Annotated in this window: 28 protein-coding genes and 1 pseudogene; 19 read left to right on the forward strand and 10 right to left on the reverse strand. The window is 69.9% G+C overall.

Annotated elements, in window-relative coordinates:
* Positions 1 to 51 precede the first annotated feature (51 nt).
* Positions 52 to 1,145 (forward strand): IS630 family transposase gene (locus ACW4TU_RS24640; protein WP_457416948.1). Its coding sequence is split into 2 segments (ribosomal slippage): positions 52 to 513 and positions 516 to 1,145, totalling 1,092 coding nucleotides; the frame shifts between segments, so codons are not numbered across the junction.
* Positions 1,146 to 1,285: 140 nt separating this feature from the next.
* On the opposite strand, the gene ACW4TU_RS24645 is transcribed toward ACW4TU_RS24640, so the two are convergent.
* Entirely contained in the window at positions 1,286 to 1,681 is a 396-nt protein-coding gene (locus ACW4TU_RS24645) for a hypothetical protein (RefSeq protein WP_457416949.1), read from the reverse strand.
* 99 nt (positions 1,682 to 1,780) lie between these two features.
* A pseudogene (locus tag ACW4TU_RS24650) lies at positions 1,781 to 2,330 on the reverse strand (hypothetical protein).
* 112 nt (positions 2,331 to 2,442) lie between these two features.
* Here ACW4TU_RS24650 and ACW4TU_RS24655 point away from each other — a divergent pair.
* Positions 2,443 to 3,522: a hypothetical protein gene (locus ACW4TU_RS24655; protein ID WP_457416950.1), complete on the forward strand. Its 1,080-nt coding sequence runs from the start codon at positions 2,443 to 2,445 to the stop codon at positions 3,520 to 3,522.
* Between the two features lie 196 nt (positions 3,523 to 3,718).
* Here the strand turns inward: ACW4TU_RS24655 and ACW4TU_RS24660 are convergent, their stop codons facing one another.
* Positions 3,719 to 4,405, reverse strand: a complete 687-nt coding sequence (locus ACW4TU_RS24660; RefSeq protein WP_457416951.1) for a GntR family transcriptional regulator — start codon at positions 4,403 to 4,405, stop codon at positions 3,719 to 3,721.
* Between the two features lie 89 nt (positions 4,406 to 4,494).
* On the opposite strand from ACW4TU_RS24660, the gene ACW4TU_RS24665 reads away from it, so the two are divergent.
* From ACW4TU_RS24665 to ACW4TU_RS24685, 5 genes are all read left to right on the forward strand, one after another.
* Positions 4,495 to 5,142, forward strand: a complete 648-nt coding sequence (locus ACW4TU_RS24665; protein ID WP_457416952.1) for an NAD(P)H-binding protein — start codon at positions 4,495 to 4,497, stop codon at positions 5,140 to 5,142.
* Between the two features lie 242 nt (positions 5,143 to 5,384).
* Positions 5,385 to 6,494, forward strand: coding sequence for an NADH:flavin oxidoreductase/NADH oxidase (locus ACW4TU_RS24670; RefSeq protein ID WP_457416953.1), 1,110 nt, complete (start codon positions 5,385 to 5,387; stop codon positions 6,492 to 6,494).
* Positions 6,495 to 6,585: 91 nt separating this feature from the next.
* Positions 6,586 to 7,017 carry a VOC family protein gene (locus tag ACW4TU_RS24675; RefSeq protein ID WP_457416954.1) on the forward strand — a complete coding sequence of 144 codons (432 nt, stop codon included), beginning with the start codon at positions 6,586 to 6,588 and terminating at the stop codon, positions 7,015 to 7,017.
* Between the two features lie 189 nt (positions 7,018 to 7,206).
* Positions 7,207 to 7,593, forward strand: coding sequence for a nuclear transport factor 2 family protein (locus ACW4TU_RS24680; RefSeq protein ID WP_457416955.1), 387 nt, complete (start codon positions 7,207 to 7,209; stop codon positions 7,591 to 7,593).
* 126 nt (positions 7,594 to 7,719) lie between these two features.
* Complete coding sequence (locus tag ACW4TU_RS24685) at positions 7,720 to 8,460, forward strand: hypothetical protein (protein ID WP_457416956.1); 741 nt, start codon at positions 7,720 to 7,722, stop codon at positions 8,458 to 8,460.
* A 28-nt stretch (positions 8,461 to 8,488) separates the two neighbouring features.
* On the opposite strand, the gene ACW4TU_RS24690 is transcribed toward ACW4TU_RS24685, so the two are convergent.
* Together ACW4TU_RS24690 and ACW4TU_RS24695 are read right to left on the reverse strand one after the other, a co-directional pair.
* Positions 8,489 to 8,743, reverse strand: a complete 255-nt coding sequence (locus ACW4TU_RS24690; RefSeq protein ID WP_457416957.1) for a DUF397 domain-containing protein — start codon at positions 8,741 to 8,743, stop codon at positions 8,489 to 8,491.
* On the reverse strand, positions 8,740 to 9,585 hold the full coding sequence (locus ACW4TU_RS24695; protein WP_457416958.1) for a helix-turn-helix domain-containing protein: 846 nt from the start codon (positions 9,583 to 9,585) through the stop codon (positions 8,740 to 8,742). Before ACW4TU_RS24695 ends, ACW4TU_RS24690 begins: the two co-directional genes overlap by 4 nt.
* Before the next feature lie 124 nt (positions 9,586 to 9,709).
* On the opposite strand from ACW4TU_RS24695, the gene ACW4TU_RS24700 reads away from it, so the two are divergent.
* The 5 genes from ACW4TU_RS24700 to ACW4TU_RS24720 all read left to right on the forward strand — a co-directional run bounded on the left by ACW4TU_RS24700 (position 9,710) and on the right by ACW4TU_RS24720 (position 12,565).
* On the forward strand, positions 9,710 to 10,153 hold the full coding sequence (locus ACW4TU_RS24700) for a bifunctional DNA primase/polymerase (RefSeq protein WP_457416959.1): 444 nt from the start codon (positions 9,710 to 9,712) through the stop codon (positions 10,151 to 10,153).
* 161 nt (positions 10,154 to 10,314) lie between these two features.
* The gene (locus ACW4TU_RS24705; protein WP_457416960.1) at positions 10,315 to 11,235 is read left to right on the forward strand and encodes a hypothetical protein; all 921 of its coding nucleotides are present in this window, start codon (positions 10,315 to 10,317) and stop codon (positions 11,233 to 11,235) included.
* A 116-nt stretch (positions 11,236 to 11,351) separates the two neighbouring features.
* Entirely contained in the window at positions 11,352 to 11,615 is a 264-nt protein-coding gene (locus tag ACW4TU_RS24710; protein ID WP_239148886.1) for a hypothetical protein, read from the forward strand.
* The gene (locus ACW4TU_RS24715) at positions 11,612 to 12,067 is read left to right on the forward strand and encodes a PIN domain-containing protein (protein WP_457416961.1); all 456 of its coding nucleotides are present in this window, start codon (positions 11,612 to 11,614) and stop codon (positions 12,065 to 12,067) included. Before ACW4TU_RS24710 ends, ACW4TU_RS24715 begins: the two co-directional genes overlap by 4 nt.
* A 207-nt stretch (positions 12,068 to 12,274) precedes the next feature.
* Positions 12,275 to 12,565, forward strand: a complete 291-nt coding sequence (locus tag ACW4TU_RS24720; RefSeq protein WP_457416962.1) for a hypothetical protein — start codon at positions 12,275 to 12,277, stop codon at positions 12,563 to 12,565.
* 30 nt (positions 12,566 to 12,595) lie between these two features.
* Here ACW4TU_RS24720 and ACW4TU_RS24725 read toward each other — a convergent pair whose 3' ends face one another.
* The 4 genes from ACW4TU_RS24725 to ACW4TU_RS24740 form a co-directional block, all read right to left on the reverse strand.
* Positions 12,596 to 13,246, reverse strand: a complete 651-nt coding sequence (locus ACW4TU_RS24725; RefSeq protein ID WP_457416963.1) for a hypothetical protein — start codon at positions 13,244 to 13,246, stop codon at positions 12,596 to 12,598.
* Between the two features lie 236 nt (positions 13,247 to 13,482).
* Positions 13,483 to 15,918 (reverse strand): dolichyl-phosphate beta-glucosyltransferase, encoded by a 2,436-nt coding sequence (locus ACW4TU_RS24730; RefSeq protein WP_457416964.1) that lies wholly within the window; start codon positions 15,916 to 15,918, stop codon positions 13,483 to 13,485.
* Positions 15,915 to 16,841, reverse strand: a complete 927-nt coding sequence (locus ACW4TU_RS24735) for a GntR family transcriptional regulator (protein ID WP_457416965.1) — start codon at positions 16,839 to 16,841, stop codon at positions 15,915 to 15,917. The genes ACW4TU_RS24730 and ACW4TU_RS24735 overlap by 4 nt, the downstream gene beginning before the upstream one ends.
* A 160-nt stretch (positions 16,842 to 17,001) precedes the next feature.
* Entirely contained in the window at positions 17,002 to 18,357 is a 1,356-nt protein-coding gene (locus ACW4TU_RS24740) for an aspartate aminotransferase family protein (protein WP_457416966.1), read from the reverse strand.
* Positions 18,358 to 18,499: 142 nt separating this feature from the next.
* Here ACW4TU_RS24740 and ACW4TU_RS24745 point away from each other — a divergent pair, with 142 nt between their 5' ends.
* Entirely contained in the window at positions 18,500 to 20,206 is a 1,707-nt protein-coding gene (locus ACW4TU_RS24745; RefSeq protein ID WP_457416967.1) for a serine/threonine-protein kinase, read from the forward strand.
* Between the two features lie 115 nt (positions 20,207 to 20,321).
* Positions 20,322 to 21,872, forward strand: a complete 1,551-nt coding sequence (locus tag ACW4TU_RS24750; RefSeq protein WP_457430284.1) for a PstS family phosphate ABC transporter substrate-binding protein — start codon at positions 20,322 to 20,324, stop codon at positions 21,870 to 21,872.
* Between the two features lie 5 nt (positions 21,873 to 21,877).
* On the opposite strand, the gene ACW4TU_RS24755 is transcribed toward ACW4TU_RS24750, so the two are convergent.
* Positions 21,878 to 22,651, reverse strand: a complete 774-nt coding sequence (locus ACW4TU_RS24755) for an SLATT domain-containing protein (RefSeq protein WP_457416968.1) — start codon at positions 22,649 to 22,651, stop codon at positions 21,878 to 21,880.
* Between the two features lie 284 nt (positions 22,652 to 22,935).
* Here ACW4TU_RS24755 and ACW4TU_RS24760 point away from each other — a divergent pair, with 284 nt between their 5' ends.
* The 5 genes from ACW4TU_RS24760 (at position 22,936) to ACW4TU_RS24780 (ending at position 25,463) form a co-directional block, all read left to right on the forward strand.
* Positions 22,936 to 23,283 (forward strand): YbaB/EbfC family nucleoid-associated protein, encoded by a 348-nt coding sequence (locus tag ACW4TU_RS24760; RefSeq protein WP_006373444.1) that lies wholly within the window; start codon positions 22,936 to 22,938, stop codon positions 23,281 to 23,283.
* Between the two features lie 130 nt (positions 23,284 to 23,413).
* Entirely contained in the window at positions 23,414 to 24,013 is a 600-nt protein-coding gene (gene recR / locus ACW4TU_RS24765; protein WP_457416969.1) for a recombination mediator RecR, read from the forward strand.
* A complete protein-coding gene (locus ACW4TU_RS24770) occupies positions 24,006 to 24,665 on the forward strand; it encodes a DUF5063 domain-containing protein (RefSeq protein WP_457416970.1) in 660 nt (219 codons plus the stop codon). The genes recR and ACW4TU_RS24770 overlap by 8 nt, the downstream gene beginning before the upstream one ends.
* A gap of 228 nt (positions 24,666 to 24,893) precedes the next feature.
* Positions 24,894 to 25,226 (forward strand): helix-turn-helix domain-containing protein, encoded by a 333-nt coding sequence (locus ACW4TU_RS24775; protein WP_457416971.1) that lies wholly within the window; start codon positions 24,894 to 24,896, stop codon positions 25,224 to 25,226.
* A gap of 102 nt (positions 25,227 to 25,328) precedes the next feature.
* Positions 25,329 to 25,463 (forward strand): trypco2 family protein, encoded by a 135-nt coding sequence (locus ACW4TU_RS24780; RefSeq protein WP_457416972.1) that lies wholly within the window; start codon positions 25,329 to 25,331, stop codon positions 25,461 to 25,463.
* Positions 25,464 to 25,467 lie beyond the last annotated feature (4 nt).

Consider the following 25,467-nt stretch of genomic DNA (forward strand, 5'->3'; position numbering starts at 1 on the left):
GGGTTGCCTTCGGGTGGTGACGTTGGGTGATCCCTGCGGTATGCCGGTGTTATGCGGTACGCGGATGGTGGGGGCCTGACTGCTGAGCGCCGGGCCGTGCGTGAAGGGATCCGGCTGGAGGCCGGGCAGAGGTTCGCACGAGGTGACAGGACTTCGGGCATCGCCAAGGACCTTCGGGTGAGCGAGCGTTCGGTGGAGCAATGGCGCCGGGCCTGGCGTGAGGGCGGCATGGAGGGTCTGAAGTCGAAGGGACCTGCGAAACTGCCGAAGCTGTCGGACGAACGGTTCGCCCTGCTGGAGAAGGAGCTGGCCAAAGGGCCGGCCGCGCACGGCTGGGAAGACCAGCGGTGGACCCTGGAACGCGTCAGAACGCTGATCGGCCGCCAGTTCAGGGTCAGTTGCTCGATCGCGGGAGTGTGGCGGCTCCTGCACCGCCACGGCTGGTCCTGGCAGAGCCCCGCCCGTCGCGCACTGGAACGCGACGAACACGCGGTCGAGCTCTGGAAGAAGGACGTGTGGCCGCAGGTGGAAGGACCGCGGCGGCGCTCGATGCCTGGATCGTCTTCGAGGACGAGGCCGGGTTCGCGATGACGCCGCCACGAGCCCGCACGTGGGGCCGACGCGGGCAGACTCCCGTGGTGAGAGTGCGGGGACGGTCCCGGCGACGGATCTCGATCGCCGCGATGTGCTGCTACCGGCCCGGGGAAAGGTCCCGGCTGATCTACCGGCCCCGCTTCCACCTGCTGCTCAAAGGCGCACGCAAGAGTTTCGCCTGGCAGGACTACCGAGACCTCCTGGTCCGCGCGCACCTGCAACTCGGCGCCCCGATCGTTGTCGTCTGGGACAACTTGAACACCCATCGTGCCGCCGGGATGAGGAAGTATGCGGCCGACCACGAATGGCTCACCCTCGTCCAACTCCCCTCCTACAGCCCGGACTTGAATCCTGTGGAGGGCATCTGGTCTCTGCTGCGGCGCGGGCCGATGGCCAACACCGCGTTCACCGACCCCGACCACCTCACCCGCACCCTCCGCCGAGGACTCGCCCACATCCAGCGCCATCCCGAACTCATCGACGGCTGCCTCACCGAAACCGGACTGACCCTCGCTTCAGACCACCCGAAGCCAATCCGAAAAGGTCAGTAGGGCTCGTCCACGGAATCCTCGTAGGGTGTCTGAGTGTCTTGTGCGCATGGAAGCACGAGGCACTGACAGGCGTGATCGGTGGCTATGGGTGTGTGGGAGCCCGCAGTTGACCATCGGCCGTCCCGTGAGCCTGGACGTGCTCAGTGGCCGCTCGTGTGCGCGTGCCCGGGGCGTGGCAGTGGCTGACGCCAGTCGCCCAGTGCTGTGAGGAGGAACTGGCGGGCGAGACGACGTATTTCGTCCCACGCCGGATCTGTGGCCAGGGCGTTGGCCCAGAAGCCGGCGCGACTGGTGGCGTTGATTTCGCCGAGGCGACGGCCGATGGCCTGAAGATCGGGCAGATCCCTGGGTTCGAAGACTCCGCGCTCCGCGAGTCCTTCGGAGATGCGGCAGAGGAGCTCCAGCTCTTCGACGACGGACTCCGTCTCCAGCTCACGCTCGCCCATCCAGGCAAGCTGATCCTGGAGGTCGGCTGCGAGCAGGGACGCGAATCGCAGCGTCCAGGTGCGCAGATACTCGTCGTTGAGACGGTTCATGCACGCAGGATCGCACCTCAGGGCCGTCCCACGATGATCGTGGATCCAGTGGATCCAGTGGATCGAAGCACGGAGTTGCCTGACGGGCCGGCGAGGTGCTCAGCCCGTGGCTCGCGGGGTTTCCACGGATCGGGCGAAGTCGGCGAGTGCGTGGAAGTCGTTCTCGCGCAGTCCGATTCGCGGGTTGACGTGGTGCAGCAGCCCAGGACCGCGGTGGTGGGCGGTCACGTAGGCCTGGTCCGGATCGCTCTGTTCGTCGTCCACCCAGGCGAAGGGACGGCCGTCGGCGTAGTCCACCAGGGGAGCGGTCTTCCAGTGGACCCCGTCGGGGCGTTCCTGGAACAAGGCGTCGCCGAAGTCGACGAAGGGGAGTTCGGGAAGGCCCAGCACTGGGGCGATCCACTGGTTGGCCTTGTCCATCCAGGTGGTGGCCCAGCACAACTCGTAGCCGAGCTGGAGCAGATGGCGCCCGTGCTCCGGGTTGAGCCAGACCCGCAGGGGTCGCCGCCGGGCCGAGAGTGCCCTGTGCTCGTCCGAGGTTCCGCTGTCCCGGGGCACCCTGAGTGTGGTGTACCCGGCGGGGCGCCTCTCCGGCTGGGCCGCATAGGGGTTGAGCGGCCACGTCGAGGAACAGCAGTGGTTGGTTCACGATCGCCCCCGGTCCTGATCTGTGTCGGCCGCGCCGTGGATGCCTAACTGCACGGGGTTCGAACGGTCTTGGTCCGATGACAGCGGGAAAACCTCGGGCCTAAGGTGTGCCCGTGATCTTCAAGTGGAAGCGTGGGTCTTCGGGCCTCGCCGCCGTCGTGTCCGAGTTGGAGGAGGCGGTCGCCGCTCGCGATGGGGACCGTACCGGGCAGGCGTTCACCGCCATGATGAAGTGTGTGCAGTCGGCGTCGGACACTGAACGTGTCCCGGCAGGACCCCGGTTGGCGGCGCTGCTTCCCGCCTTCCCGCCCACCGGCCCGCGGCCGATGCTGGCGATGGCGGCCGGTTTCTGCGTCGAGCGCGGGGCCGATCCTGCGGCCTGCGCCGAGCCGATCCTCGGCGGCGTCCACCAGGACCTGCTGGACGCCCTGGAGTTCGCCCGCCGCTGGACAGCCACCGGCGCGGCCGAGGACGAACTGCCCGAGCCGGACCAGAAGAACATCGACGACGGACTGCTGGCCCGCCTCGGCACCGACAGGCACGAGGCCACACGACTGGCGCTGGCCTGGTGCTCGGTCGAGGAGTGGCAGCCGCCCGCGCTGGCCGTGCTGTGCCGCAGCGCCGAGGTGCGCAGCCGGTACGCATCCGCGCTCCTCCCCGCCTGCCGCGACGTGGCGGCTCTGGAGCGGCACGACCTGAAATGCCTGGCCCACGCGCTGGCGGTCCTGGACGACGAGCCCCTCATCGTGCTGCACAGGCCCACCGGGACCGGGTTCGAGGTGCGCATCGGCGGCATCGGGGACAACTTCCAGTTGCACACGCTGCTCGCCCACGTCCTCGTCGGCGGCGGCCACGTGCCCGGCTCCACCCCTTCCTCGGAGAGCGTCCGCCTGGCCACGGACCCCGAGCCCGCGCAGGGACGCACCCAGACCGTCGCGACCGGGACCTTCGAACGTCTCGCCCCGGACGGCGAACGAATCTGGAACGAAGGGCTGCCCGACGACATCCCCGTCGTGGAGGGATGCCGCCTGCTTGTGCTCGACGAGCCGATATATGAACGCAGTTGGAACGCCGACCGCTTCTTCCCGCACCTTCCGGGCACGGCCGAGGTGACCCGCGTCCTGCCCGCGGACGAGTCGCGGACCTGGTTCGCCCGCACGTCACCCGCCAACGGGGCCCGCCGACCGTCCTGAACGCCAGAGATTCGGCCGGCACCCCTTCAGGCGGACACCATGTGGTGCCGGAACCCGGGCACGGGCAGTTGGGTGGACGGTACGCGCCCGGACGATCGCGGTGTGACCGGATCAGGGGTCAGGGCCCGGGTTCCAGAGACGCTCAATCAGCGCTGGACGGTGCCCAGTTGGTGGCGGGCTGGTGGCGGGCTGGTGGTCAGGCCTGGTGGCTCGGCGTGCCGGTGACGACGTCCACCGCGTGGCGGCGGTGGGCGGCGAAGAGGGGGAGGGCGGCCTGGGGGTCGCGGGCGCGCAGTGCGGCGGCCAGTGCGTGGTGCTCCTGGGGGATGCAGCCGAGGTAGCCCTCGGTGCTGAGGCCGATGCGGGTCAGCAGGAACAGGTGGACCTGGCAGCGGATGGTCTCCCAGGCCGCGGCGAGACGTTGGTGGCCGGTGGCGGCGAACACGGCGTCGTGGAAGGCGATGTCCAGGCGGACCATGGCGTGCGGGTCCGTCGTGCGATCCATCACGCCGGCTGCCTTCTCGATGGCCGCGAGGTCCTCCTCCGAGGCGTACGCGATGACCTGCTGGACGGCGAGGTCCTCAAGCGCGCCGCGCAGGCTGTCGAGCTCGGCGACATCCTCGGCGGACAGCGTCGTGACCACGGTGCCGCGGTGCCAGGCGCAGTGCACGAGCCCCTCGTGCTCCAGCACGCGCAGAGCCTCACGCACCGGCCCTCTGCTGACCTCCAGTACGCCGGAGAGTTCGACCTCTCGCAGCGGTGCCCCAGGGGCGTACGCACCGCTGAAGATCGCCTCCCGGATCCGGTCGGCGACCTCGTCGGCCAGTCCGCGGCGGCGGGCGGGGGCCACCGATCGATCTCCTGTGGGTTGACTCTTCTCCATGTCCTGATGTTAACATTCCCTCGTTGTCTCAATGTCAACATTGAGACAAGTGGCGTGACCGGTCATCCGGCCAGGAAGGAGACGATCCCGTGAAGGTGTTCCAGATCGGTGCCGCCGGAGGTGTCGGCAGGAGGCTCGCCGCCCTGCTGTCCGAGCGCGGAGACGAGGTGACCGGCATGCACCGCGGCCCGGCCCAGGCCGACACGATCCGCGCGACCGGTGCGACGCCGGTGACCGGCGACCTGATCGCCGACTCTGTCGAAGAGCTCGCAGGCAAGCTCGCCGGGCACGACGCGGTGGTGTTCTCGGCCGGCGCCCACGGAACCGGCACGGACAAGACCACGCTCATCGACGGCAAAGGCCTGGAGAAGGCAGCCGCTGCGGCCGAGACCGCCGGAGTCCAGCGCTTCGTCCTCGTCTCTGTTTTCCCCGACGCCCTGCGCGGCGACGGAGCGTCCGAAGGCTTCGAGCACTACGTCAAGGTCAAGAAGAGTGCCGACGTCCATCTCACCCGCACCAGCCTCGACTGGCTGATCGTCCGCCCCGGCACGCTGCTGGACGGACCGGGTACCGGGCGGGTCACCGCCGGGCCCGCCGTCGAGTACGGCGACGTACACCGCGACGATGTCGCCGCGTTCATCGACGCCGCCCTGCACGAGCCCGCCCTCAACCGCGTCATCGTCGAGCTGACCTCAGGCGACACCCCCGTCGCGGATGCCGTCGCCCGCCTCGCCTGAACCCGGCGCTCCTGCGCACCCCCCCGCATCCCCGCCGGAGAAGGGCAACCATCGTGACTGCGATCGATTCCTGCAAGTCACGGCGTCACGGGCGAGTCCGCGAAGCCGCGTACGCCCCGGCCCGCGCAGCCCATGAAGCCTTCGCAGCCCTCCACACGATCATCGCCTGACACCGGACGGCAGCCGACCCCCGCCGATGGCATCGACCATCTATCACCGACCACGAAAGAAGCACCACCCGCATGAGTTCCCTGTTCACGCCCCTCACCCTGCGATCCCTCCAGATACCCAACCGGGTGTGGATGTCCCCGATGTGCATGTACTCCGCCGCCTCCGAAGGCCCGGACACCGGTGTGCCGACCGACTTCCACCTCACCCACCTGGCCGCCCGCGCCGTCGGCGGCGCGGGCCTGGTCATGGCCGAGGCCACCGCCGTACGCCCCGACGGACGCATCACCCCCTGGGACCTGGGTCTGTGGAACGACCGCCAGCAGGAGGCGTTCACCCGCATCGTCGAGGCCATCAAGGCGCACGGCGCCGTCCCGGCCATCCAGCTCGCCCACGCCGGCCGCAAGACGTCGATGGACAAGCCCTGGCTGTCCGACCGGTACGTGCCCGAGGCCGAGGGCGGCTGGCAGCCCGTCGCCCCCAGCGCCATCGCGTTCGGTGGACTGGCTGTTCCTCATGAACTGACCGTGGAGGAGATCCAGCAGCTTGTCCGGGACTTCGCGGACTCCGCGCGGCGCGCACTGGCCGCCGGCTTCCAGGTCGTCGAGGTGCACGGCGCCCACGGCTTCCTGATCAACTCCTTCCTCTCCCCGGCGTCCAACCACCGCACCGACGCCTACGGCGGCAGCTTCGAGAACCGGCTCCGCTTCGCCCTGGAGGTCGTCGACGCCGTCCGAGCGGTGTGGCCCGAGGATCTGCCGGTGTTCTTCCGCACCTCGGCCACCGACTGGCTGACCGAGAATCCCGAGGACGAGCGTGAGGGCTGGACCGGGGACGACACCGTCCGCCTGGCCAAGGAGCTGCACGCCCACGGCGTCGACCTGCTCGACGTGTCCACCGGCGGCATGGTCCCCGACGCCAGGATCGTCGCCGGACCCAACTACCAGGTGCCCTTCGCCGCCCAGGCACGCCAGGCCACCGGCATCCCCACCGGCGCCGTCGGCATCATCACCGAGCCGCAGCAGGCCGAGGACATCCTCACCAGCGGGCAGGCCGACGCGGTCCTCCTCGGCCGTGAACTCCTGCGCAACCCCTACTGGCCACAGCACGCCGCCCTCGCGCTCGACGCCGAGCCGACCTGGCCCGACCAGTACGCCTATGTCGTCGAGCGCCGTAAGCGCTGACAACTCCGCAACCGCGTCGCTGCATCTCCCCCGCCCGCCAGAACCGGTAGGCGCCAGGCACTCCACGCCGCACGGAAGGAAACCCAGGCCCATGTCCCGTCTCGCTTCCCCCATTCCCCGCTTCCACCTCGCTGTCCCGGTCGACGACCTGGACGCCGCCCGCCGCTTCTACGGCGAGACGCTCGGCCTGGAGCAGGGCCGCAGCGCCGACACCTGGGTGGACTGGAACCTGCACGGCCACCAGTTCGTCACCCACCTCGCCCCGGCCCGTACCGAACAGATACACAACCCGGTCGACGGCCACGACGTCCCCGTACCGCACTTCGGGCTGATCCTGACCATCGACGCCTTCCACCGGCTCGCCGACCAACTACGCGCCGCGGACACCGAATTCATCATCGAGCCCTACGTGCGTTTCGCAGGCGAAGCCGGCGAGCAGTGGACGATGTTCCTGCTCGACCCGGCCGGCAACGCCCTGGAGTTCAAGGCGTTCGCCGACGACTCCCAAGTGTTCGCCACGTGACCACGCCGGGACCCTGCGGCGCACCCCGGCGGTGAATCGGCAGGTACCCCAGCTATTCATGGGCTGGTGGCTCAACAACCGGAACAAGCCCGGTTCGGGTCTTGGCCAAGTGGCCGCCGACGCGGCCTGACCCACGTCTCGACCAACCCGGCGCAAGAGCGCGCCCCAACCTCAGACCGGAGACACAACATGTCGAAACCGACCTATGTCGCTGACCACATCGCCATCACCGAAGTGCTGGAAAAGTACAATCAGGGCGTCGCCAAGGCCGACAGCGCCATCATGAAGCCCGCGTTCGCCGAAGAGGCGACGATTTTCGGCGTCGAGAACGGCAAGCTCTCCGGCGGTGCGATCACGGGCCTCTACGAGGGGATCGACAGGGATTTCCGACCCTCACCGGAAGGCCGCGCCGTGATCGCCTACATCAACGTCACCGGCACTGCGGCCAACGCACGTGTCGATACCAACGATGTCTCCGGCCTGTGCTTCACCGACTACTTCAATCTTCTGAAAGTCGATGGCGCGTGGACCATTGTCAGCAAGATCTACCACACCAACGACGCGCCAAAATCCTGATGCGAACACGGCCCGGGCGTCGATGAGCTTCCCTCCTCCCGCCGGACCTGGCGTGGCGTGACGTGGCGTCACGAGGTGACTGACAGTCGTACAGACGGATGAATCCCAGGGTTTACGCTCCTGGGCATGACCAAGTTCCACGCCACTGTGTGCCTGCCGCCGACCGCGCCTCGGAAGGTTCCACGGGCGGTGGCTGCCGCCCTGGCGCCCTACAACATGGGCCTCGCCGAGGGACAGAATCCGGTCGGCCACTGGGACTGGTGGGCCATCCACTCCACCGCGGGCAACGCCTACCTCGTGCTGCCTCCGCACGACGGCGACCGCAGGCTCGTCACGGCATCGACCGTGCCGCGCAGAAAGGCCAACCTCGGTGCCCTCGGGCCGCTGGAATGCTACGGCGGGCCTCGCGGTCTGCTCGACTTCGAAGGTATGCGGAACCGGGCGGCGCGCGCGTACGACGACCGGCTCGCCGCTTGGACCGAGCTGACCGCGATACACCCGCCGGCCGCCCCGCGCACCGACTTCCTCGCCCGCCACGAAGCCGATCCTGAAAAGTACTCCCAGGCAGACGCCAGGAGGGATCATCTGGCTCAGCCGCTGGTGCAGGAGGTGGCCCAGCGAGCCGTCGCGGGAGACCCGCACTTCAGCACGTCGTTGCTTCTCAACGACCCGGTCGAATACTTCGCGCAGGACCATGAGGAAGCCCGGCTGCTGGCGGTCCAGAGAGCGGTACCCGGCTTCGCCCTGATCGCCCTTGACGGCTCATGGACGTTCGTGGACACAGCCGACCACCTGGAACAGGCCAACCGCTATCTCGACGACCTCGACGCCGAGGCCGTTGTCATCGACGTGCTTTGCCACTGCTGAGGCCAACGCCCAGCAACACCAACGTAGTTCAGACGGTACGGGCGACGAACGCGGACCAGGCTTCACCGGTGACCGTGAGGTTGGGGCCGGTCGGGTTCTTGGAGTCGCGGATGTGGATGGCGGCGGTGGGCGTGTGGGGGCAGGGGGCGATCTCCACGCAGTTCCCGCCGCCGTCGTCGCTGTACGTCGACTTGCGCCAGGCGTAGGCGACTTCGACGCAGTTGCCGCCACCGCTGTCGCTGTAGCTGGACTTGATCCACCGCAGTGCACCGGTGTCGCTCATGGTTCCTCTCCCGCCGATCCTGCCAACTGCTCGATGAGGCTGAGTGAGTCGTCGGGACTCAGAGCCTGTGATCGGATCTTCGCATAGCGGTGCGCGAGTTGGGCTACCTCGGGTGGATCGCTGATGAGGATGCCCTGGTCCTCGATCTCCATGAAGACGACGTGGTCGTGGTCCTCGGTGACGAGGAGTTTCATGGAGCCGCGGTCACCGGCGTGCGATCCACGCAACCCGCGATCCAGCGGGAGTACTTGCAGGCACACGTTCTCCCGCTGCGCGTCCTCGGCGAGCGAGCGCATCTGCTCGCGCATGATCTCCCAGGTGCCGAACGGCCGCCGCAGTACGCCCTCTTCGAGGATCAGCTCGATCATCGGGACCGGGTCGCGGTCGAAGAGGGCACGGCGGGCGAGCCGCGCCTCGACGAGTTCCTCCCGCTTCTGATCGGAGACCGACGGATAGCCACCCCGGATCAGTGCATGCGCGTACCGCTCGGTCTGGAAGATCCCGTCGATAAGGAAGCTCTCGTATGAGGAGACCGTGACCGCGCCCCGCTCCAGCCCCGCAACCCCCCGGAACCGAGCCGGGTACTTCTCCAGCAGCATCCACTTCCGGGCCTTTTCGAAGACGCCCAGCCCGTTCCCCAGTACCTCCTCCAGCTTGACGAGCATCTTGTCGCTCGCGGGCTGCGCGCACGTCTCCATCGCGCTGACCGCCGACGCCGTATAGCCGATCAGCTTGCCCAACTCCTCCTGTGTGAGGCCTGCTTGCTCGCGCAGGGCCTTGGCGAGCGCGGCGACCATACGTGCCGTACCGCCCGCTTCCGTCCTGTTCTCCGAACTCGCCATCCGGTCACTCCCGAACTCAACCGAACTCAACTGGTCACCACCGACCCGCGCCGAATTCCGACAGCTATCAACCGTCGACGCAGAGTTATGGAAGAGGCTAGTCCCGCCTGCCGAAACTGTCCTTATGAATACAGAAAGTGACGAGACAAACCTCGCCGAACCCCCACTCACCCCTGAGATCCCCGACATCCCTGACTGGGTTCCGCCCACCGGCATCCAACTCCGCAAGGCGGGCGTCCAGTTCGACGCGGTACGGGTCGACGGCGACGAGGGCAGGGCGGCGGCGGACCGGCTGGCGCGGATGACCGGCGGCGCGCCGGGGCCTGTGGTTGAGGAGGCGAACGGGAGTCGCGCCGTCTACTTCCTCGTGCCCGTGGGTGCGGCGACTCGCCGGTTCTGGCCGCCGGGCGTCACCTGTCTCTCGTCCGGTCCGTGCCGTATCGCCTTCGTCCCCGTCCCGGCGCTCAACGGCCAGACATGGCCGTTGACTTGGCGTTATCGGCCGACGGGGAGAGATCGCCTCGTACACGCGTTGCTTCTGAAGGCGGCGCTTCACTCCGAAGAGTGAAGAACGCGAACTTCCGCCCCGGAAAAGCCCGTTCAGCTTGCATTCGTCGCTCTGCGTGCCCTTAGAGTCACGGCAACAAGAACGCCCCCGCGGTGCGCCAACACCCGGGGGCTTGGCACGAGGAGCGCCAGCTCCACCAAGAGAAAAAGCTGATGCTCCTCATGCGTATTCATCGTACGACGCCCACGCGCGCCTTTTCAGTCTTCTCCAACGCCCTTCTCCGCGACCGGAGTCTCTCCTGGTGCGCGGTAGGCGTACTGACGTACCTCCTCAGCCTGCCGAACGGCGCCCGCGCCACCATCCGAACCCTTGCCGAGCAGCGCAAGGAAGGGCGGGCGCGGATCGCTGCCGCCCTCCATGAGCTGGAGAAATCCCGGTATCTGCGGCGGGTGGTGCGCAAGGACGAGGAGTCCGGCCAATTCTCCACCGTGTACGAGGTGTTCGACACTCCGTACGACGACGAGCCCCCTGCGGGTGAATCCGAAGAAGTCCAGAATCGGGCCTCCGGTGAGTCGGATTCCGGGGCTTCGGGCGGTCTCCCTTCGGGAGAAAAGACCAGGGAAAAAGAACCTCCCTCCCCGCCGTCGGCCGACGCGCCAGCGGCCGAGGCGGCGGCTGGGGCCGAGGTGCCGTCGGGCGAGCCCGAGGCTCCGCCCGGTGAACGCACCGCGCTCGCCGCGCGGTTGCTCGGCTCGCTCAGCCGTACCGATCCCCGGCTTGCCCTCGGTGCCGCCGAGGCGTTGCGGCTGGCGCCGCTGGTCGAGGAGTGGTGGGCGGCGGGGGCGAGCAGCACGGAGGTGCGCGCGGCTCTGACGCAGGGGCTGCCCACGCCGCTGTACTCGCCCCGCGCCATCGTCGAGGACCGCCTGCGCCGCAAGCGCCCGGCCGCTCCAGCCGCTCCAGTTGTGCCGGTCCCTGCTGTCGTGGAGTCGGCCGGGCAGGCTTCGGCCAAGCCAACGGCCGTACCCGTCACGACCGTTGAGATCCGCAAGCCCGGCGCCACCGGCGGCTATCGCGAGGCCGCGCGACGCGGTGGCGCCCTGGCCCGCGCCCTGATGCAGGGGCGGCCCGCGCCCGCGTAGGCGCGCACGGACTCCCGGCCGCACGTCCGTGCGGCCGGGTCGCCCACCCGGAAGGAAACAGGATGACCGCATTGCTTGAGCGGCCTGAGACGGTATACCGCAGGTATACTGTCGTCATGGCTGACACCACCGTCAAGGTCGACCCCCTGGTCCGTGACCGCCTCATGGTGCTCGCCCGCGAGCGCGGGATGACCATGCGCGATCTGATCGCCGAGCTGGCGGGGGCCACGCCCACCCAGGAGGAGCTGCGGAAGCGGTACGAGGAGACCAAGGCGTACTGCGAGACGCATTTCGGCGTCACCCTCACCGACGAGGACCACGACAGGGTCGAGAAGGTGTGGCAGGACCTGGAGGCCGGACAGGAGGTGGAGAGCCTGTGAGCGCCGAGAAGGGAGGCGTCGGGGGAGGCGGAAGGTCTGGATCCTCCGGACCCGGCGGATCGACCGGGGTCGTCTTCGACGAGTCGGCGCTGCTGGCGCTCGGGTCGGGCAACTCGCTCGCCTCGCAGTTCGTGTCCAACACAGAGCACGGGCCCACCCGGCACGTGTACGTGCCCGCGCTCTGCCTCGCCGCTGCCGACGGCATGCGGAAGGGGCTGGCCGAGCACATCGGCGCCCTGCCAGCCGTCGAGATCGTCGAGCTGGACTTCGCGGGCGCGTCCACCGTGGGCGCGCTCCTGCGCGACGGGGTGGAGTGGCGGCTCGGCCACGCGGTCCACCTGTCCCGCCCGACGGCGGACTGGCCGGACGGCCGGCGCGTACTGACCGTCGACCCCGATCTGTACGCGGACATGCCCCTCGTACGGACGCTCAGGCTGCCGCGTCAGCGGTAGCTCCCGGCAGGGGAAGGGGCCCGCGTCCCAGAAGGGGCGCGGGCCCTGCACCGCCGATGGGCCGGGGCGGGCAGCCCACGTTCGTCGAGTGGGCCGAACGCGCGCACGCCAAGCGCCGATGCCGGGCATATCCTGATTTGGTATGAGTGTGCGTGAGTGCGTGCGAGTGCGTGCCCCGCGCGCGTCGATCAGGAGAAGGTGAGTGCCATGCGCGTTCTGCTCAAGGCGCAGTTCGACACGGAGAAGGGCAACGAGGGCATACGCAGCGGCAAGCTGCCGGAGCTGTTGAAGGAGACCCTGGACCACCTCAAGCCGGAAGCGGCGTACTTCGGTCCCGAGGATGGCTGCCGGACCTGCTGGATGGTCATCGACCTGGAGGACTCCTCCCAGATCCCGCCCATCGCAGAGCCGTTCTTCACCCACTTCAACGCCAAGATCTCGTTCACCCCCGTCATGAACGCCGACGATCTGCAGAAGGGTCTCTCCCAGATCCGGTGAGCGTGCCGCCGCGTGCGCCCGTGCCCGCGCTCAGCTGAAGACGATCATCGACCCCTGGGCCAGGCTCCGCGTCGCCGCCGCGTTCAGCCCCAGCCACACGTGCCGTTCCCGGGCGAACGGGCTCGCGTCGTGTGGGGCGGGTGCCGCCGGTTCCTCCAGTGAGGTGGGGGTCAGCGGTGGGGCCGGGGCCAGCGGCGGGTTCGACGGGTCGATGCCGATCGAGGGGGCCACGAACTCCAGCTCCCTCAGCAGGGTCTGGGACGAGCCCAACGGCCCGCCCCCCGCGAGGAGTTCGTCGCTCGAGAGAGGGTGCGGGAAGTCCACCGGGACGTAGGCGCCCGCGTGGTCGTAGTGCCAGACCAGGTGGGACTGCTGGGCGGTCGCCTCGAACATCTCCAGCAACTGCTCGTAGTCACCGCCCAGTTCGTCGACCGGCGTCACCGGGAGACCGCACACCTGGAGGAGATACGCGCGGCGCAGGAAGTGCAGCGCGTCGTAGTCGAAGCCCGCGATCGGGGCCACGTCGCCGGACAGTCCCGGCATGTACGCGTACACCGGCACCGGAGGCAGTCCCGCCTCGCCCAGCACCTTGTCGTAGAGCGCGAGTTCGTCGGCGAAGGGGTTGTCGGGGGTGTGACAGAGCACGTCGACGAGTGGGACCAGCCACAGGTCACAGGCCAAAGGAGAACTCCTCGCATCGTCGCAGGCGGTGGTCAGGCACCGTGGGCAGAGCAGTCAGGGAAGCGTAGTGGGTGACCGGTGGGTCGGACCCCCGTGTGACGGGCCAGACACCGAAAGGAACAGGTCAGGAACAGGGTCGGGAGCGGCGGCGGGAACAGGTCGGGACAGGGTCGGGAGCGGTCAGGGGCTGATCACGACCGACCGTTCGTCCCCGGGGTCCCGGAGGTCCCGGAGGTTCACGACCCGTCGTGCAGGTCCCATACCCACACCCCGCCCGTCCACTTACCCTTCTCGCCCGTCAGCTCTTCCAGAGTCTTCCGCAGCACCCCGTCGTTGCCCTGCGGGGTCAGCACCAGCACGCCCGCCTTCCAGTACGCGAAGTCCTTCTTCGCCTGCGTCCGCCAGTTGACGCCGATCGTCGGTGCGACGCCGGTGTAGCGGACGTCCCGCAGCATGTTGGAGGTGAAGCGGGGCGCGGCGCCGTAGATGCCGACGCGCTCGTCGCCGTAAGGCCCGTTGAAGTATCCGCCCGGCAGCTTGAAGTCGAGACCGGCCGCCGTCTGCCAGTGCAGTGCCTCCGCGTTGCCGGGATCGGGCAACGGCACCGGGACGAGCGACTCGCCCTTCCCGACGTACGACTTCCACGTGCCGTCCGCGATGAAGGCGGGCACGGGTGTGCGTTCCACCGTCTTCAGCGGGGCCGGGACGATCGGGAGCACGGCGAGGAGGACGGCCAGCGTGCCGAAGTACTGCGAGGTCAGGTTGCGGGTGGCCGCCAGCCGTTCCAGCGCGATGGCCAGGAGCATGCCCAGTGCGGGCGCGCAGATCATCGCGACCCGGCCCTCGATCACCGACTCGAACAGTGGTTTCTTGGCGAGCAGCGCCCAGGGCCCCGGCAGGACGGTGTCGGTCAGCGGGACACGGAACTCGGGGCCCAGGGACAGGAAGGCCGCGGCGACCGCGGTGAAGGCCAGCGCCTTCACGGCCGTGCGCTCCCAGAGTCGTACGACGATCGCGAAGGCCAGCAGGACCAGCGGCCAGCCGTAGAAGGCGTTCTGTTCGGTCGGGTTGAGGGAGAGGGCGTTCGCCCTGTCCGCGTTGCCCGCGACGAGGGAGCGCTCGGCGAAGGAGAGCAGCGCGAGCGGGCTGTTGCCCGCGTTGTCGCCGTGCAGGACGCTCTTGTAGCTCTGCGGCCCGGCGAACTGCCAGTAGAGCGGGAAGGCGACGATCGGGAGGCAGACCGCGCCCCCGATCAGCAGGCCGCGCAGCAGCGGACGCCAGGCGGCCTTCGCCAGGTCCCGGCGGATGAGCGCGTAGGCGAGGGAGAACAGCACCATCCCCATCGCCGCCAGGAGGAGGGGCTCCTCGCCGAGGAAGATCTGGTACGCCGCCATCAGGCCCAGGACCACGCCGTTGCGGCGGACCCGTTCGCCCTCGCACAGCCGCAGGGCGCGGTCGATGATCAGCGGCATCATGAAGAGGATGACGAAGTTCGGGTGCGCGTTGGCATGGCTGACCATCGGGGGCGCGAAGGTCGCCAGGACCGCGCCGGCGAAGGCCGCACCCCGTTGCCGTACGACCCTTTTCACGATCAGCCAGTACCAGGCCGCGGCGGTCACGGCGAGGCCCAGGGTCATCACCAGGGCGAGGGAGACCGCCGGGCCGGCGAGGAGCGTGATCGGTGCGAAGGGGACGGAGAGGCCGAGCATGACCGTGTTGGCCATGAGGTTCACGCCGTCGGGGAAGCCCTGGAGGTCGGTGAAGAGCGGGTTGCGGAAGTGGCTGACGTTGTCGGCAGTGACCGCGAAGAACCACTCCCACTGGTTCTGGTCCTGGAGGGAGTCGGGGAGGTAGCGGCCCGCCGGGTCGAGCCAGCGGCCCGCGTACAGGGCGACCGCCATGAGGAGGAACAGGGTGACCGCGAGGAGGTCGGCGGGGCGGACCGCGCGCGCCTTGAGGGCCGTCAGTTCGGCGAGGACGCGGGCGTAGTCCAGCGGGCGTACCTTCGAGCCGGACTGGTGGGCCCAGCGGACCGGTATCTCGGCGACCGGCCAGTCCGCGCGGCGGAAGTGCTGGAGGACCTCGACGTCGATGCCCCAGCCGTTCAGCCGGGACGCGGCGAACGCCGTACGGGCACGGTCGCCGTCGAACAGTTTGAAGCCGCACTGGGTGTCCCGTATGCCGGGGACCGCGACCCGGCGTATCAGGAGGTTGCCGGCCCGGCCGAGGAGTTCCCGCACCCGGTGCTGGTGGTGCTCGATGGTCGCGCCGGGGACGGAACGGGAGCCGATCGCCGCCGCGTGCCCCTCGGTGAGCGCCCTGTCCAGCAGCTCCAGCTCCTCTATCGGCGCCGCCAGATCGGCGTCGGTGACCAGGACGCGGGCGCCGCGCGAGGCGGCGACCCCGAGGCGCAGGGCGTTGCCCTTGCCCCGGTTGCGCGGGCTGGTGACGAGCTGGACGCGGGGGTCGGCGAGGCCGGTGACGATGTCGCGGGTGCCGTCGGTGGAACCGTCGTCGACGACCACCACCTCCCAGTCGCCCCAGCGGCCCTCGTTCTCCCGGAGGTGGCCGGTGATGGCGGCGAGCGTGGGGCCGAGCCGCTGTTCCTCGTTGTAGGCGGGGACGACGACGGTCAGGTCGAGGGTGCCGGTGGTGCGGGTGGGCGCGCTCATCCGAGGGTGCCCCCGTTCCCCGCCGGTGCCGTGAGGCCGCCGTCCTTCTCCTGGTCGTCCCTCTCCTTGTCGTCCTTCTCCTCCTTCTCGTTGTCCTCGCCTCCGTCGGAAGCGAGGACGGAGGCGGCGGAGGGAGTGGAGTGGGCGGCGTGGTCGTTGGCGAGGCCCTCTATGAGGGCGAGGGAGTGCAGGTCGTAGTCGTCGACCATCCGATGCGCCTCGGCGAGGTCGCGGAGGGTCAGCGCGTCGACGACCTCGGTGTACCGGGACCACAGGTGACCGCGCAGGTCGCTCAGGCGGCGCAGGTGCTGCACCGCGCACACCCAGGACTGGACGCGTAGCCGGTGCAGGAAGTCGGTGAGGTACTGGTTGCCGAACAGGGCGCCGAGCTCGCGCCAGAAGCGCAGGTCGTAGCCGATGAGGACGTTCAGCTCACCGGCGACGGCGGCACGCCGCGCCTCCTCGCCCCGGCGGCGGACACCGGCGAGGGCGGCGGCGGCCCGGGGATCGCCGACGCGGACGAAGAAGCCGCGCGGACCCGGGCTGTCAACGGCGAAGCCGCTCACCCGACCGTCTGCCGGACGCCCCGCCGCACCGGTCGCCAGGCCCTTCGCCAGACCGTGGAACATGCCGTCGGTGACCAGGCCGCGGGCCTCGATCATGCCCCGGAAGTCGGCCGGCGAGTACTCGTGCACGCGGAAGCCGCGGTGCTGGTCCGCCTCCAGCAGGCCCTGGGCCGACAGATCGACCAGGGCCTCGCGGACGGGCGTCGCGGAGACGCCGTACTGCTCGGCGATCTCCTTGACCGTGAACTCCTGACCCGGCTGGAGACGGCCGGCCAGCACCTCGTCGCGGAGCGCGGACGCGATCTGCTGACGCAGGGTGCTGCGGGTCACGGCGCCGTTGCCGCTGCTGGCGGGCATGGTCGGGGCCCTCCCCCTTCGCGCGTGTGGATGACTCTGCTCGCATATGACTACGAGCACGTCACCTTACGCGTTCGGGTTCCCGGCGAACTTTCCCGTGCGCTTACCCACATTCACCGTGTGTCAGCTCCTGTCGGCTCCTGCCGACTCGTGCCGGCTCCTACTCGGTGTACTCGTCGGCGACCGTCAGCGCCGCGTCCAGGGCGGCGAGTCCTTCCTTGGCCTCGGCCTCCGTGACGTTGCAGGGCGGGACGACATGGGTGCGGTTCATGTTGACGAACGGCCACAGCCCGTTCGCCTTCGCGGCGGCGCCGAACGCGGCCATCGGGGCGTTGGCCTCACCGGAGGCGTTGTACGGGACCAGCGGCTCCCGGGTCTCCTTGTTCCGTACGAGGTCCAGGGCCCAGAAGACACCGGTGCCGCGGACTTCGCCGACGCTCGGATGCCGTGCGGCCAGCTCCGCGAGCGCCGGTCCGATGATGTTCTCGCCGGTGCGGGCGGCCTGGCCGACGATGTCCTCCTCCGCCATCACGGTGAGCGTGGCGACGGCCGCGGCGCAGGCGAGGGGGTGCCCGGAGTAGGTCAGGCCGCCGGGGTAGGGGCGGGTGGCGAAGGTCTCGGCGATGGCGGCGGAGATCGCCACGCCGCCCAGGGGCACATAGCCGGAGTTGACGCCCTTGGCGAAGGTCATCAGGTCGGGCACGACGTCGAACAGGTCGGCGGCGAACCACTCGCCGGTGCGCCCGAACCCGGCCATGACCTCGTCCAGGACGAAGACGATCCCGTACTGGTCGCACAGCGCGCGCACCCCGGCGAGATAGCCGGGCGGCGGGATCATGATGCCGGCGGTGCCGGGAATGGTCTCCAGGACGATCGCGGCGATGGTGGCAGGGCCCTCGAAGACGATGGTGTCCTCAAGGTGCTGAAGCGCCCGCGCGCACTCCTGCTCCTCGGTCTCGGCGTAGAACCTGGACCGGTAGAGGAACGGCGCCCAGAAGTGCACGACACCGGCGGTGCCGTTGTCGGAGGGCCAGCGGCGGGGGTCCCCGGTGATGTTCACGGCCTGCTGGGTGCCGCCGTGGTACGAGCGGTAGGCGGACAGCACCTTGGCCCGCCCGGTGTGCAGCCGGGCCATGCGCACGGCGTGCTCGACGGCGTCGGCGCCACCGTTGGTGAAGAAGATCTTGTCGAGGTCGCCCGGGGTCCGCTCGGCGATGAGCCGGGCCGCCTCCGACCGCGCCTCGACGGCGAACGCGGGCGCGAACGTCGTCATCCGCCCGGCCTGCTCCTGGATCGCCGCGACGACCTTCGGGTGCTGGTACCCGATGTTCGTGAAGACCAGCCCACTGGTGAAGTCCAGGTACCGCCTGCCGTCGTAGTCCCAGAAGTACGCCCCTTCGGCACCGGCGACGGCCAGCGGGTCGATGAGCTCCTGCGCGGACCAGGAGTGGAACACGTGCGCGCGATCGGCGGCCTTCACGGCCGCACCGGCCTGGGGGTTGGGCTGAGAGGTCATGCGGGGAGCGTAGGTGCCCCGGGCGCCGGCGGGATATCGGCGTCCTGTCTGCGGTCCGGCGCTTTACACGACAGGTTGTCGCGTGTCCTGATGGAAAAGTAGGGGTGTGCGGGGGAGAAGAGAAGGGGGAGGCGGCGCGGGCATGGACAAGCTCCGGGACGGGGATCCGGTGCGGATCGGGGCGTACCGGCTGGTCGGGCGGCTCGGTGCGGGCGGGATGGGCCAGGTGTACGCCGCGCGGTCCGAGCGGGGGCGTACGGTCGCCGTCAAGCTGGTCCGGCGGGAGCTGGCCGAGCAGGACGAGTTCCGGGACCGGTTCCGGCGGGAGGTCGCCGCCGCGCGGCGCGTCGGGGGGCGCTGGACGGCGCCCGTCCTCGACGCCGACACCGAGGCCACTGTCCCCTGGCTCGCCACCGGATACGTCGCCGGGCCGAGCCTGAAGCAGGTCGTCGGGCACGATCACGGGCCGCTGTCCGAGTACTCGGTGCGCGTCCTCGCCGCCGGGCTCGCGCACGCCCTCCACGACATCCACGCCGCCGGGATCGTCCACCGCGACCTCAAGCCGTCCAACGTCCTGGTCACCATCGACGGGCCCCGCGTCATCGACTTCGGTATCGCCCGCGCCCTGGAGACCGTCACGGAGAGCGGCCTCACGCACGCGGGCGCGCTCGTCGGCTCACCCGGGTTCATGGCACCCGAGCAGGTGCGGGGCGACCGCGTCACCGCCGCGGCCGACGTCTTCTGCCTTGGTTCCGTCCTCGCGTACGCGGTCACGGGCGCCCTGCCGTTCGGCGCGGTCGGCAGCGGGGCCCACGCCATGATGTTCCGCATCGCCCAGGAGGAACCCGACCTGACAGGGGTCCCGGAGGGCCTGGTCGGCCTGGTCCGCGACTGCCTCCACAAGAACCCGGCCCAGCGGCCCACACCGGAACAGATCCTGGAGCGTACGGGGGTGTCGGCGGACCCCGTCGCGGCCGGGACCGGCGGATACGAGCGGGACACCTGGCTGCCGGGCGCGCTGATCGCCCAACTGAGGCGGCACGCGGTGGAGTTGCTCGATGCGGAGGTGGAGACAGGGGTGGCGGGCCCCGTGGAGGAGTCGGACCCGGAAGCGCCGGACCCGGAAGAGCTGGACGCTCTGCCCGAGCACGCGCCGCCCGCCGGCCCACCCGCCCATTCCGCCCACGGCCACCCCCGGCACCACCCGCAGCCCTTCGCCGCCACCCCTGGGGACAGCCAACGGCTCCCCGCCTGGCCCGGGGACCCGGTGCTCGAGGAGCCCGCCGTTCCGGCCGCGTGGAGCACGACACCCTCCGGCCCGCCTCCGCCCTACGGAGTGGGACACGCGCAGGCGCGGGGCAGGAGGTCCCGCCTGTCGCTGGCGCTCGGCGTCGCCGCGCTGGTCGTCGCCCTCGGGGCCGGCGCGTCCATCGTCGCCCTGCTGAACGGTGACGACGGCACCCCGGCCACGCCCCCGAGCCCCACGCCGACCTCGCCGCCGGCCGGTGTCGTACCGTCCGGCTTCCTCGGCACCTGGACCGCCTCGATCGACAACGCCACGGGCCACAACGCGCGTCGACTGACCATCAGACAGGGCGAGGTGGGAGGCCGGGTGCTGACCCTGGTCGCCGACGGCCCCGCCTACCACTGCGTGTTCGTCGCCGCCCTGACGGAACGGTCCACCAGCGAGGCCCTGTTGAGGATTGGCCCGTCCCGGGTCACGGTCGGCGAACCGGCCTCCGCCTGCACCCCGGGCGCCGCCTCGACCCTCACCCTGCGCAAGGACGGCACGCTGGAGCGGGCGACGGAGGGGAGCGGCGGGAAACTGACGTACGGGAAGGAGAGCTGAACGTTCAGCGAACTTCCTTACCGCATAAGGGACTTGGGCTGCCGGTGATCGTAGGGTGACCGCACTGTCCGGCTCCGGCTGCGGATCCGGCTCCGGGGCTTGCGGGGGCACCCACATGGAGTGGCTGAGCGCAGAGAACGTCGTGGCCGTGGCGACCGCGGGTGTCGGTATCGTCGCGTCGGCGGTCATGGTCTGGTACGAGCGCCGGGTACCGCGCCGCAAACGGGTCGGGTACCGCGTACAGATGGACAACCCGATAGGCGACGGCGCCCAGTCGGGCCAGGCGAACGTCCGGCTCGGGCTGTTCGACGAGGCGCCCGGCATGCACCGGGCCACCCTCGTGCTGCTGCGCATCGAGAACGACGGCTCGCAGGGCATCGGCCACGAGGACTACACGAGCCGTGAACTGCACGGCCTCACCGTGGAGTTCACCGACCGCGTGATCCACGGCGTGTCGGTCACCCAGCCGCCCGGCATCGAACACCTCATGAGCCACTTCACGCCGCACGCGGGCTTCGGCTACGACATCGGCGGCAACACCCTGCGCATCCCGCGTGTGCCGCTCAACCGGGGCGAGCACTTCAAGATGCTCGTGCTGCTGTCGGGCGGTGACGTGGGCTGCGCCATCCGGCTCGTCGGCGGTATCCGGGACGGCCAGGTGCACCCCAACCGCAGTGCGACGCCGGACGACAAGCCGCCCCTGTTCAGCCGGGCGGCCCGGCTGATCACCGTCATCCTCACGGCCTCTGTCCTCACCCTCGCGAGCATCGTCATCGTGCGCGACGACGATCCGCCGCCGCTCGGCTGCGAGAAGGGCACCTTGACGGTCGTCGGCTCGACCGCCTTCGCGCTCGTGGCGGAGGGGCTTGCCAAGGAGTACGAGAAGGACTGCGAGGGCTCCGACATCAAGGTCGAGGCGCGTGGCAGTACCGCCGGGGTGGGTGAACTCGCCGCCATGCAGGGCGAGTCGAGGAGCACGCGGGCCTCGGTGGTCGCGTTCTCCGACGGCCGCAACAAGGGCGCGGGCTCCGCACTGCGGGCCGAACCCGTCGCCCTGTCGGTCTTCACCCTGGTCGCCGACAAGGGGCTCGACCTCCAGCGGGGCCTGACCCTGGCGCAGGTGCGGCGCGTCTACTCCGGGGCGGTCGAGTACTGGGACCAGCTCGACCCGGCGCTGCCGCACTGGCGTGTCGTCCTGGTCAGCAGGGACGCCGACTCCGGCACCCGGCAGGTCTTCCAGGACCGGGTGCTCGACGGGAAGTGGGAGGGCGTGCCCAGCACCTCGCTGGGCTGCGATCTCCAGGAGGACCGATCCGCCCCCGTGCGCTGCGAACTCGACTCCACGGAGGACGTGCTGAAGAAGGTCGCCGCGACACGGGGCGCGATCGGCTACAGCGAACTCGGCCAGGCGATCCGCCGACGGACGGTCAACCGGGTGGCCCTCGACGGCGCCAACGCCGACGTCGACGCCATCGAGTACGACGACAGCCCGTACCCGTACCGGGGCGTGGAGTACGCCTACACCTACGCCGACCTGCCGGCCGGCTCACTCGCCGGCAGCTTCCTCAACTACGTGCGCAACCATGGCCAGGCCGCGATCCGCAACAACGGCCACATCCCGTGCACGGCGAGCGCGGGGGAGCGGCTGTGCGAGGAAGGGCGGTGAGCCCCTCACCGCGCCTCCGGCGGCCGTTGCCGAGGCATGTTCGGGCGGGCCCCCGGTGCGGCGACCCCGAACCGGCCCTGATGCACCGTCGCGTCCTGCCGGGGCATCCCCATCCCCGCCGACTGGATCCCCAGCGGCGCGGACCCCGTCCGGAACTCCACCATCCAGTCCGCCGTCTCCGCCCGGATCAGCTCCGTCACGTCCTCCGAGAACCTCCGCAGCACCCCGAGGCACCGGTCGGCGGCCTCGCCCGCCGTTCCCTCCGTCGGGCCCAGGACCTCCCGCACGCTCTCCGACGCCCAGTCGAACTGCAGCACCTGAAGCCGCCGCTGCACGGCCTGCGCGGTGGCGACGTCCCTTATCCACCCCGAGGTGACGCCGAAGAACCGGTCGGCGGCCACGCACGCCACCGCGACCAGCATCGCCAGATACCCCCAGGGCGCGACCCCGCCCATCACCCCGGTGAGATCCAGCAGCGGCAGCGCGGCCCCGGCGACCGCCCCGAGCGCGGCGCCCATACGCAGTGCCCGGGCCCCGCGCCGTTTCCAGACGCGGTCGGCGAGGTACCAGGCCGCCGTCTCCAGAGCGCCCTGCTCCACCCACCGGTACAGCTCGTCGAGGCGCGGCGCGGGCTCGCCCCAGTCGCCGAGGGGGAAGGGCCGGCCGGTCAGGTCCCCGGGCCGCAGCCCGGGGAAGCCCAGCTCGGGGGGACCTTCGCTCCGCCCGTCGTGGGGCGGTCTCTGCGGCGGCCCCTCGGGCTGCATCTCCGGCTGGCTCACCCGGCACTCCCTTAGCTGAGCAGACTGACCACATCACCGTGCGTGACACCGTAAGGCGCCCGCGTGACGTCCGATGCTGGTGTAAAGCTGTCGCGCCGCCCCCTTCCTACCGCCCAATGGGTGGCGGTGACCGGGCTTTCGTTTCTTTTCCGCTCGGAAGAATCCCTTGATCAGGTATAGGCCAGAGGTCAGGCTCACTCGAAAGAGTGCTGGAGCGATGGCAGGGCCGACCACGTAGGCTCGTGCTGAACGCAGATTTTGGTACGGACAACGAGGAGCTGATCGTGATCCCCGGTGGTGGCCAGCCCAACATGCAGCAGCTGCTCCAGCAGGCCCAGAAGATGCAGCAGGACCTGGCGAACGCGCAGGAGGAGCTGGCGCGGACCGAGGTCGACGGGCAGGCGGGCGGTGGTCTGGTGAAGGCGACCGTGACGGGCGCCGGCGAACTGCGGGCCCTCAAGATCGACCCGAAGGCGGTCGACCCGGAGGACACCGAGACCCTCGCCGACCTGGTGGTGGCGGCCGTACAGGCGGCGAACGAGAACGCGCAGCAGCTTCAGCAGCAGAAGCTGGGCCCGCTGGCCCAGGGTCTGGGCGGTGGCGGCAGCGGCATCCCGGGCCTGCCGTTCTGACGTTCGCGCCGCGCGCCCCCCGTCCCGCCTTCCTCAGGTGGGCGGCGGCCAACTACGGTACGTACAGCAGGAAAGACGGAACCGTGTAAGGAAGCACCGAAGCACCGAAGCATCCAGGAAAGGCAGTCCGTTGTACGAAGGCGTGGTCCAGGACCTCATCGACGAACTGGGGCGGCTCCCCGGCGTCGGTCCCAAGAGCGCGCAGCGGATCGCCTTCCACATCCTCCAGGCGGAGCCGACGGACGTACGGCGCCTCGCGCACGCTCTCCTCGAAGTGAAGGCGAAGGTCCGCTTCTGCGCGACCTGCGGGAACGTGGCGCAGGAGGAGCTGTGCAACATCTGCCGCGACCCGCGCCGGGACACGACGGTCATCTGTGTCGTCGAGGAGCCCAAGGACGTCGTGGCGGTCGAGCGGACGCGTGAGTTCCGGGGCAAGTACCACGTCCTGGGCGGCGCGATCAGCCCGATCGAGGGGGTGGGCCCGGACGACCTCCGTATCAGGGAACTGCTGACCCGCCTCGCGGACGGCGCGATCACGGAACTGATCCTGGCCACGGACCCGAACCTGGAGGGCGAGGCCACAGCGACGTACCTCGCCCGCATGATCAAGCCCATGGGCCTCAAGGTCACCCGCCTGGCCAGCGGCCTCCCTGTGGGTGGCGACCTGGAATACGCGGACGAGGTCACCCTTGGCCGCGCCTTCGAGGGGAGACGACTTCTAGATGTCTGACGCCACGCTGCACGACTCGACGCAGGACCCCGACGACTTCGCGGTCCAGATCGCCGACCAGGTGGAGAGCTTCCTGGTGGCCGTCACGGAGGTGGCGAGGGGCGACGAGCCGGACTCGGCGGTGCCCTTCCTCCTCCTGGAGGTCTCCCAGCTCCTGCTGGCGGGCGGTCGCCTCGGCGCGCACGAGGACATCCTCCCGGACGAGCGCTACGAGCCCGACATGGGCCCGGAACCGGACGTGGACGACATCCGCGAACGCCTGGCGCTGATGCTGGACCCGGTGGACGTCTACTCGGAGGTCTTCGACCCCTACGAGCCCCGCAAGGCCCCGGTCCCGGCCCGTATCTCCGACGATCTGGCCGACGTCATCGCCGACCTCCGCCACGGCATGGCCCACTACCGCGCGGGCCGCACCACGGAGGCCATGTGGTGGTGGCAGTTCTCCTACTTCTCCAACTGGGGCTCGACGGCGTCCGCGACCCTGCGCGCGCTGCAGTCCCTGGTCGCCCATGTCCGTCTGAACCAGCCCCTGGCGGAACTGGACGGCCTGGACACCGACCAGGAACTCGGCGACGAGACCCTGGCGGAGGAGGCCGGCAAGGTCATGGTCGAGGAGATCGCGGAGCCGCTGGGGCTGCGGACAGCGAAGTAGCGTCCACGTCAATTGAATCGTGTTGGCATTCACCCGTTGAGCTAAAGGTATAAGAATTCCCTTCTGCTGTTGTGCGCCGGGCGTCCGCTCGTCGACAGGCTTTCCGGCTGCCGTACCCACACCTCAAGCAACTGCGGCCAGGCAGCTCGGGGCGGTCCCCCTCGCCGAGGCCCGCTTTGAGGAGTATCTGACTGCCGCAGTCCGGGCAGAAGAGGACGGGAAGGCCCGATGAACCAGTACAGCAGTTGGGCAGAGGTCAAGCCCCGGATGCGGGAGAACCAACCTGAGGTGTCCGACGCTGAATGGGAGTCCCGCAAACAGGCGGCGCGTACGGCGACCGAGGCACACGTGCTGGGTCACCATCTGCGGGAGATCCGCGAGGAGCAGGGGCTGACGCAGAATCAGGTGGCAGGGTTGGTAGGCATTTCCCAGGCCAGGGTCTCCCAGATCGAGCGGGGAGAGATCCACAACCTGGAGACGATGCGTACGTATGCGGAGGCGCTCGGGGCGAGAGTCACTGTGACGATCGAGTACGGGGACCGGGTGGTCGGCGCGGCCTGACCGGCGGCGGGATCACGGATTGGGACGTACGGAGTGGGGCGCGGCGAGTACGCTGCGCCCCACAACGCGTGTACGGGGCGTACGGGGATGAAGGGGGCGCCGGTGGCGGACGAGGCGTGGGTGGGGCTGGCCGAGGCGATCGGGGCGATCCGGGCGGAGCTTCAGCAGGCGGCCCGGGACGGAGCGGGGCAGGAGATCCAGTTCCGGACCCCTTGGATACGGACCGCGCCGAAATAGACGC

This window comes from Streptomyces kryoterrae (assembly GCF_054072135.1).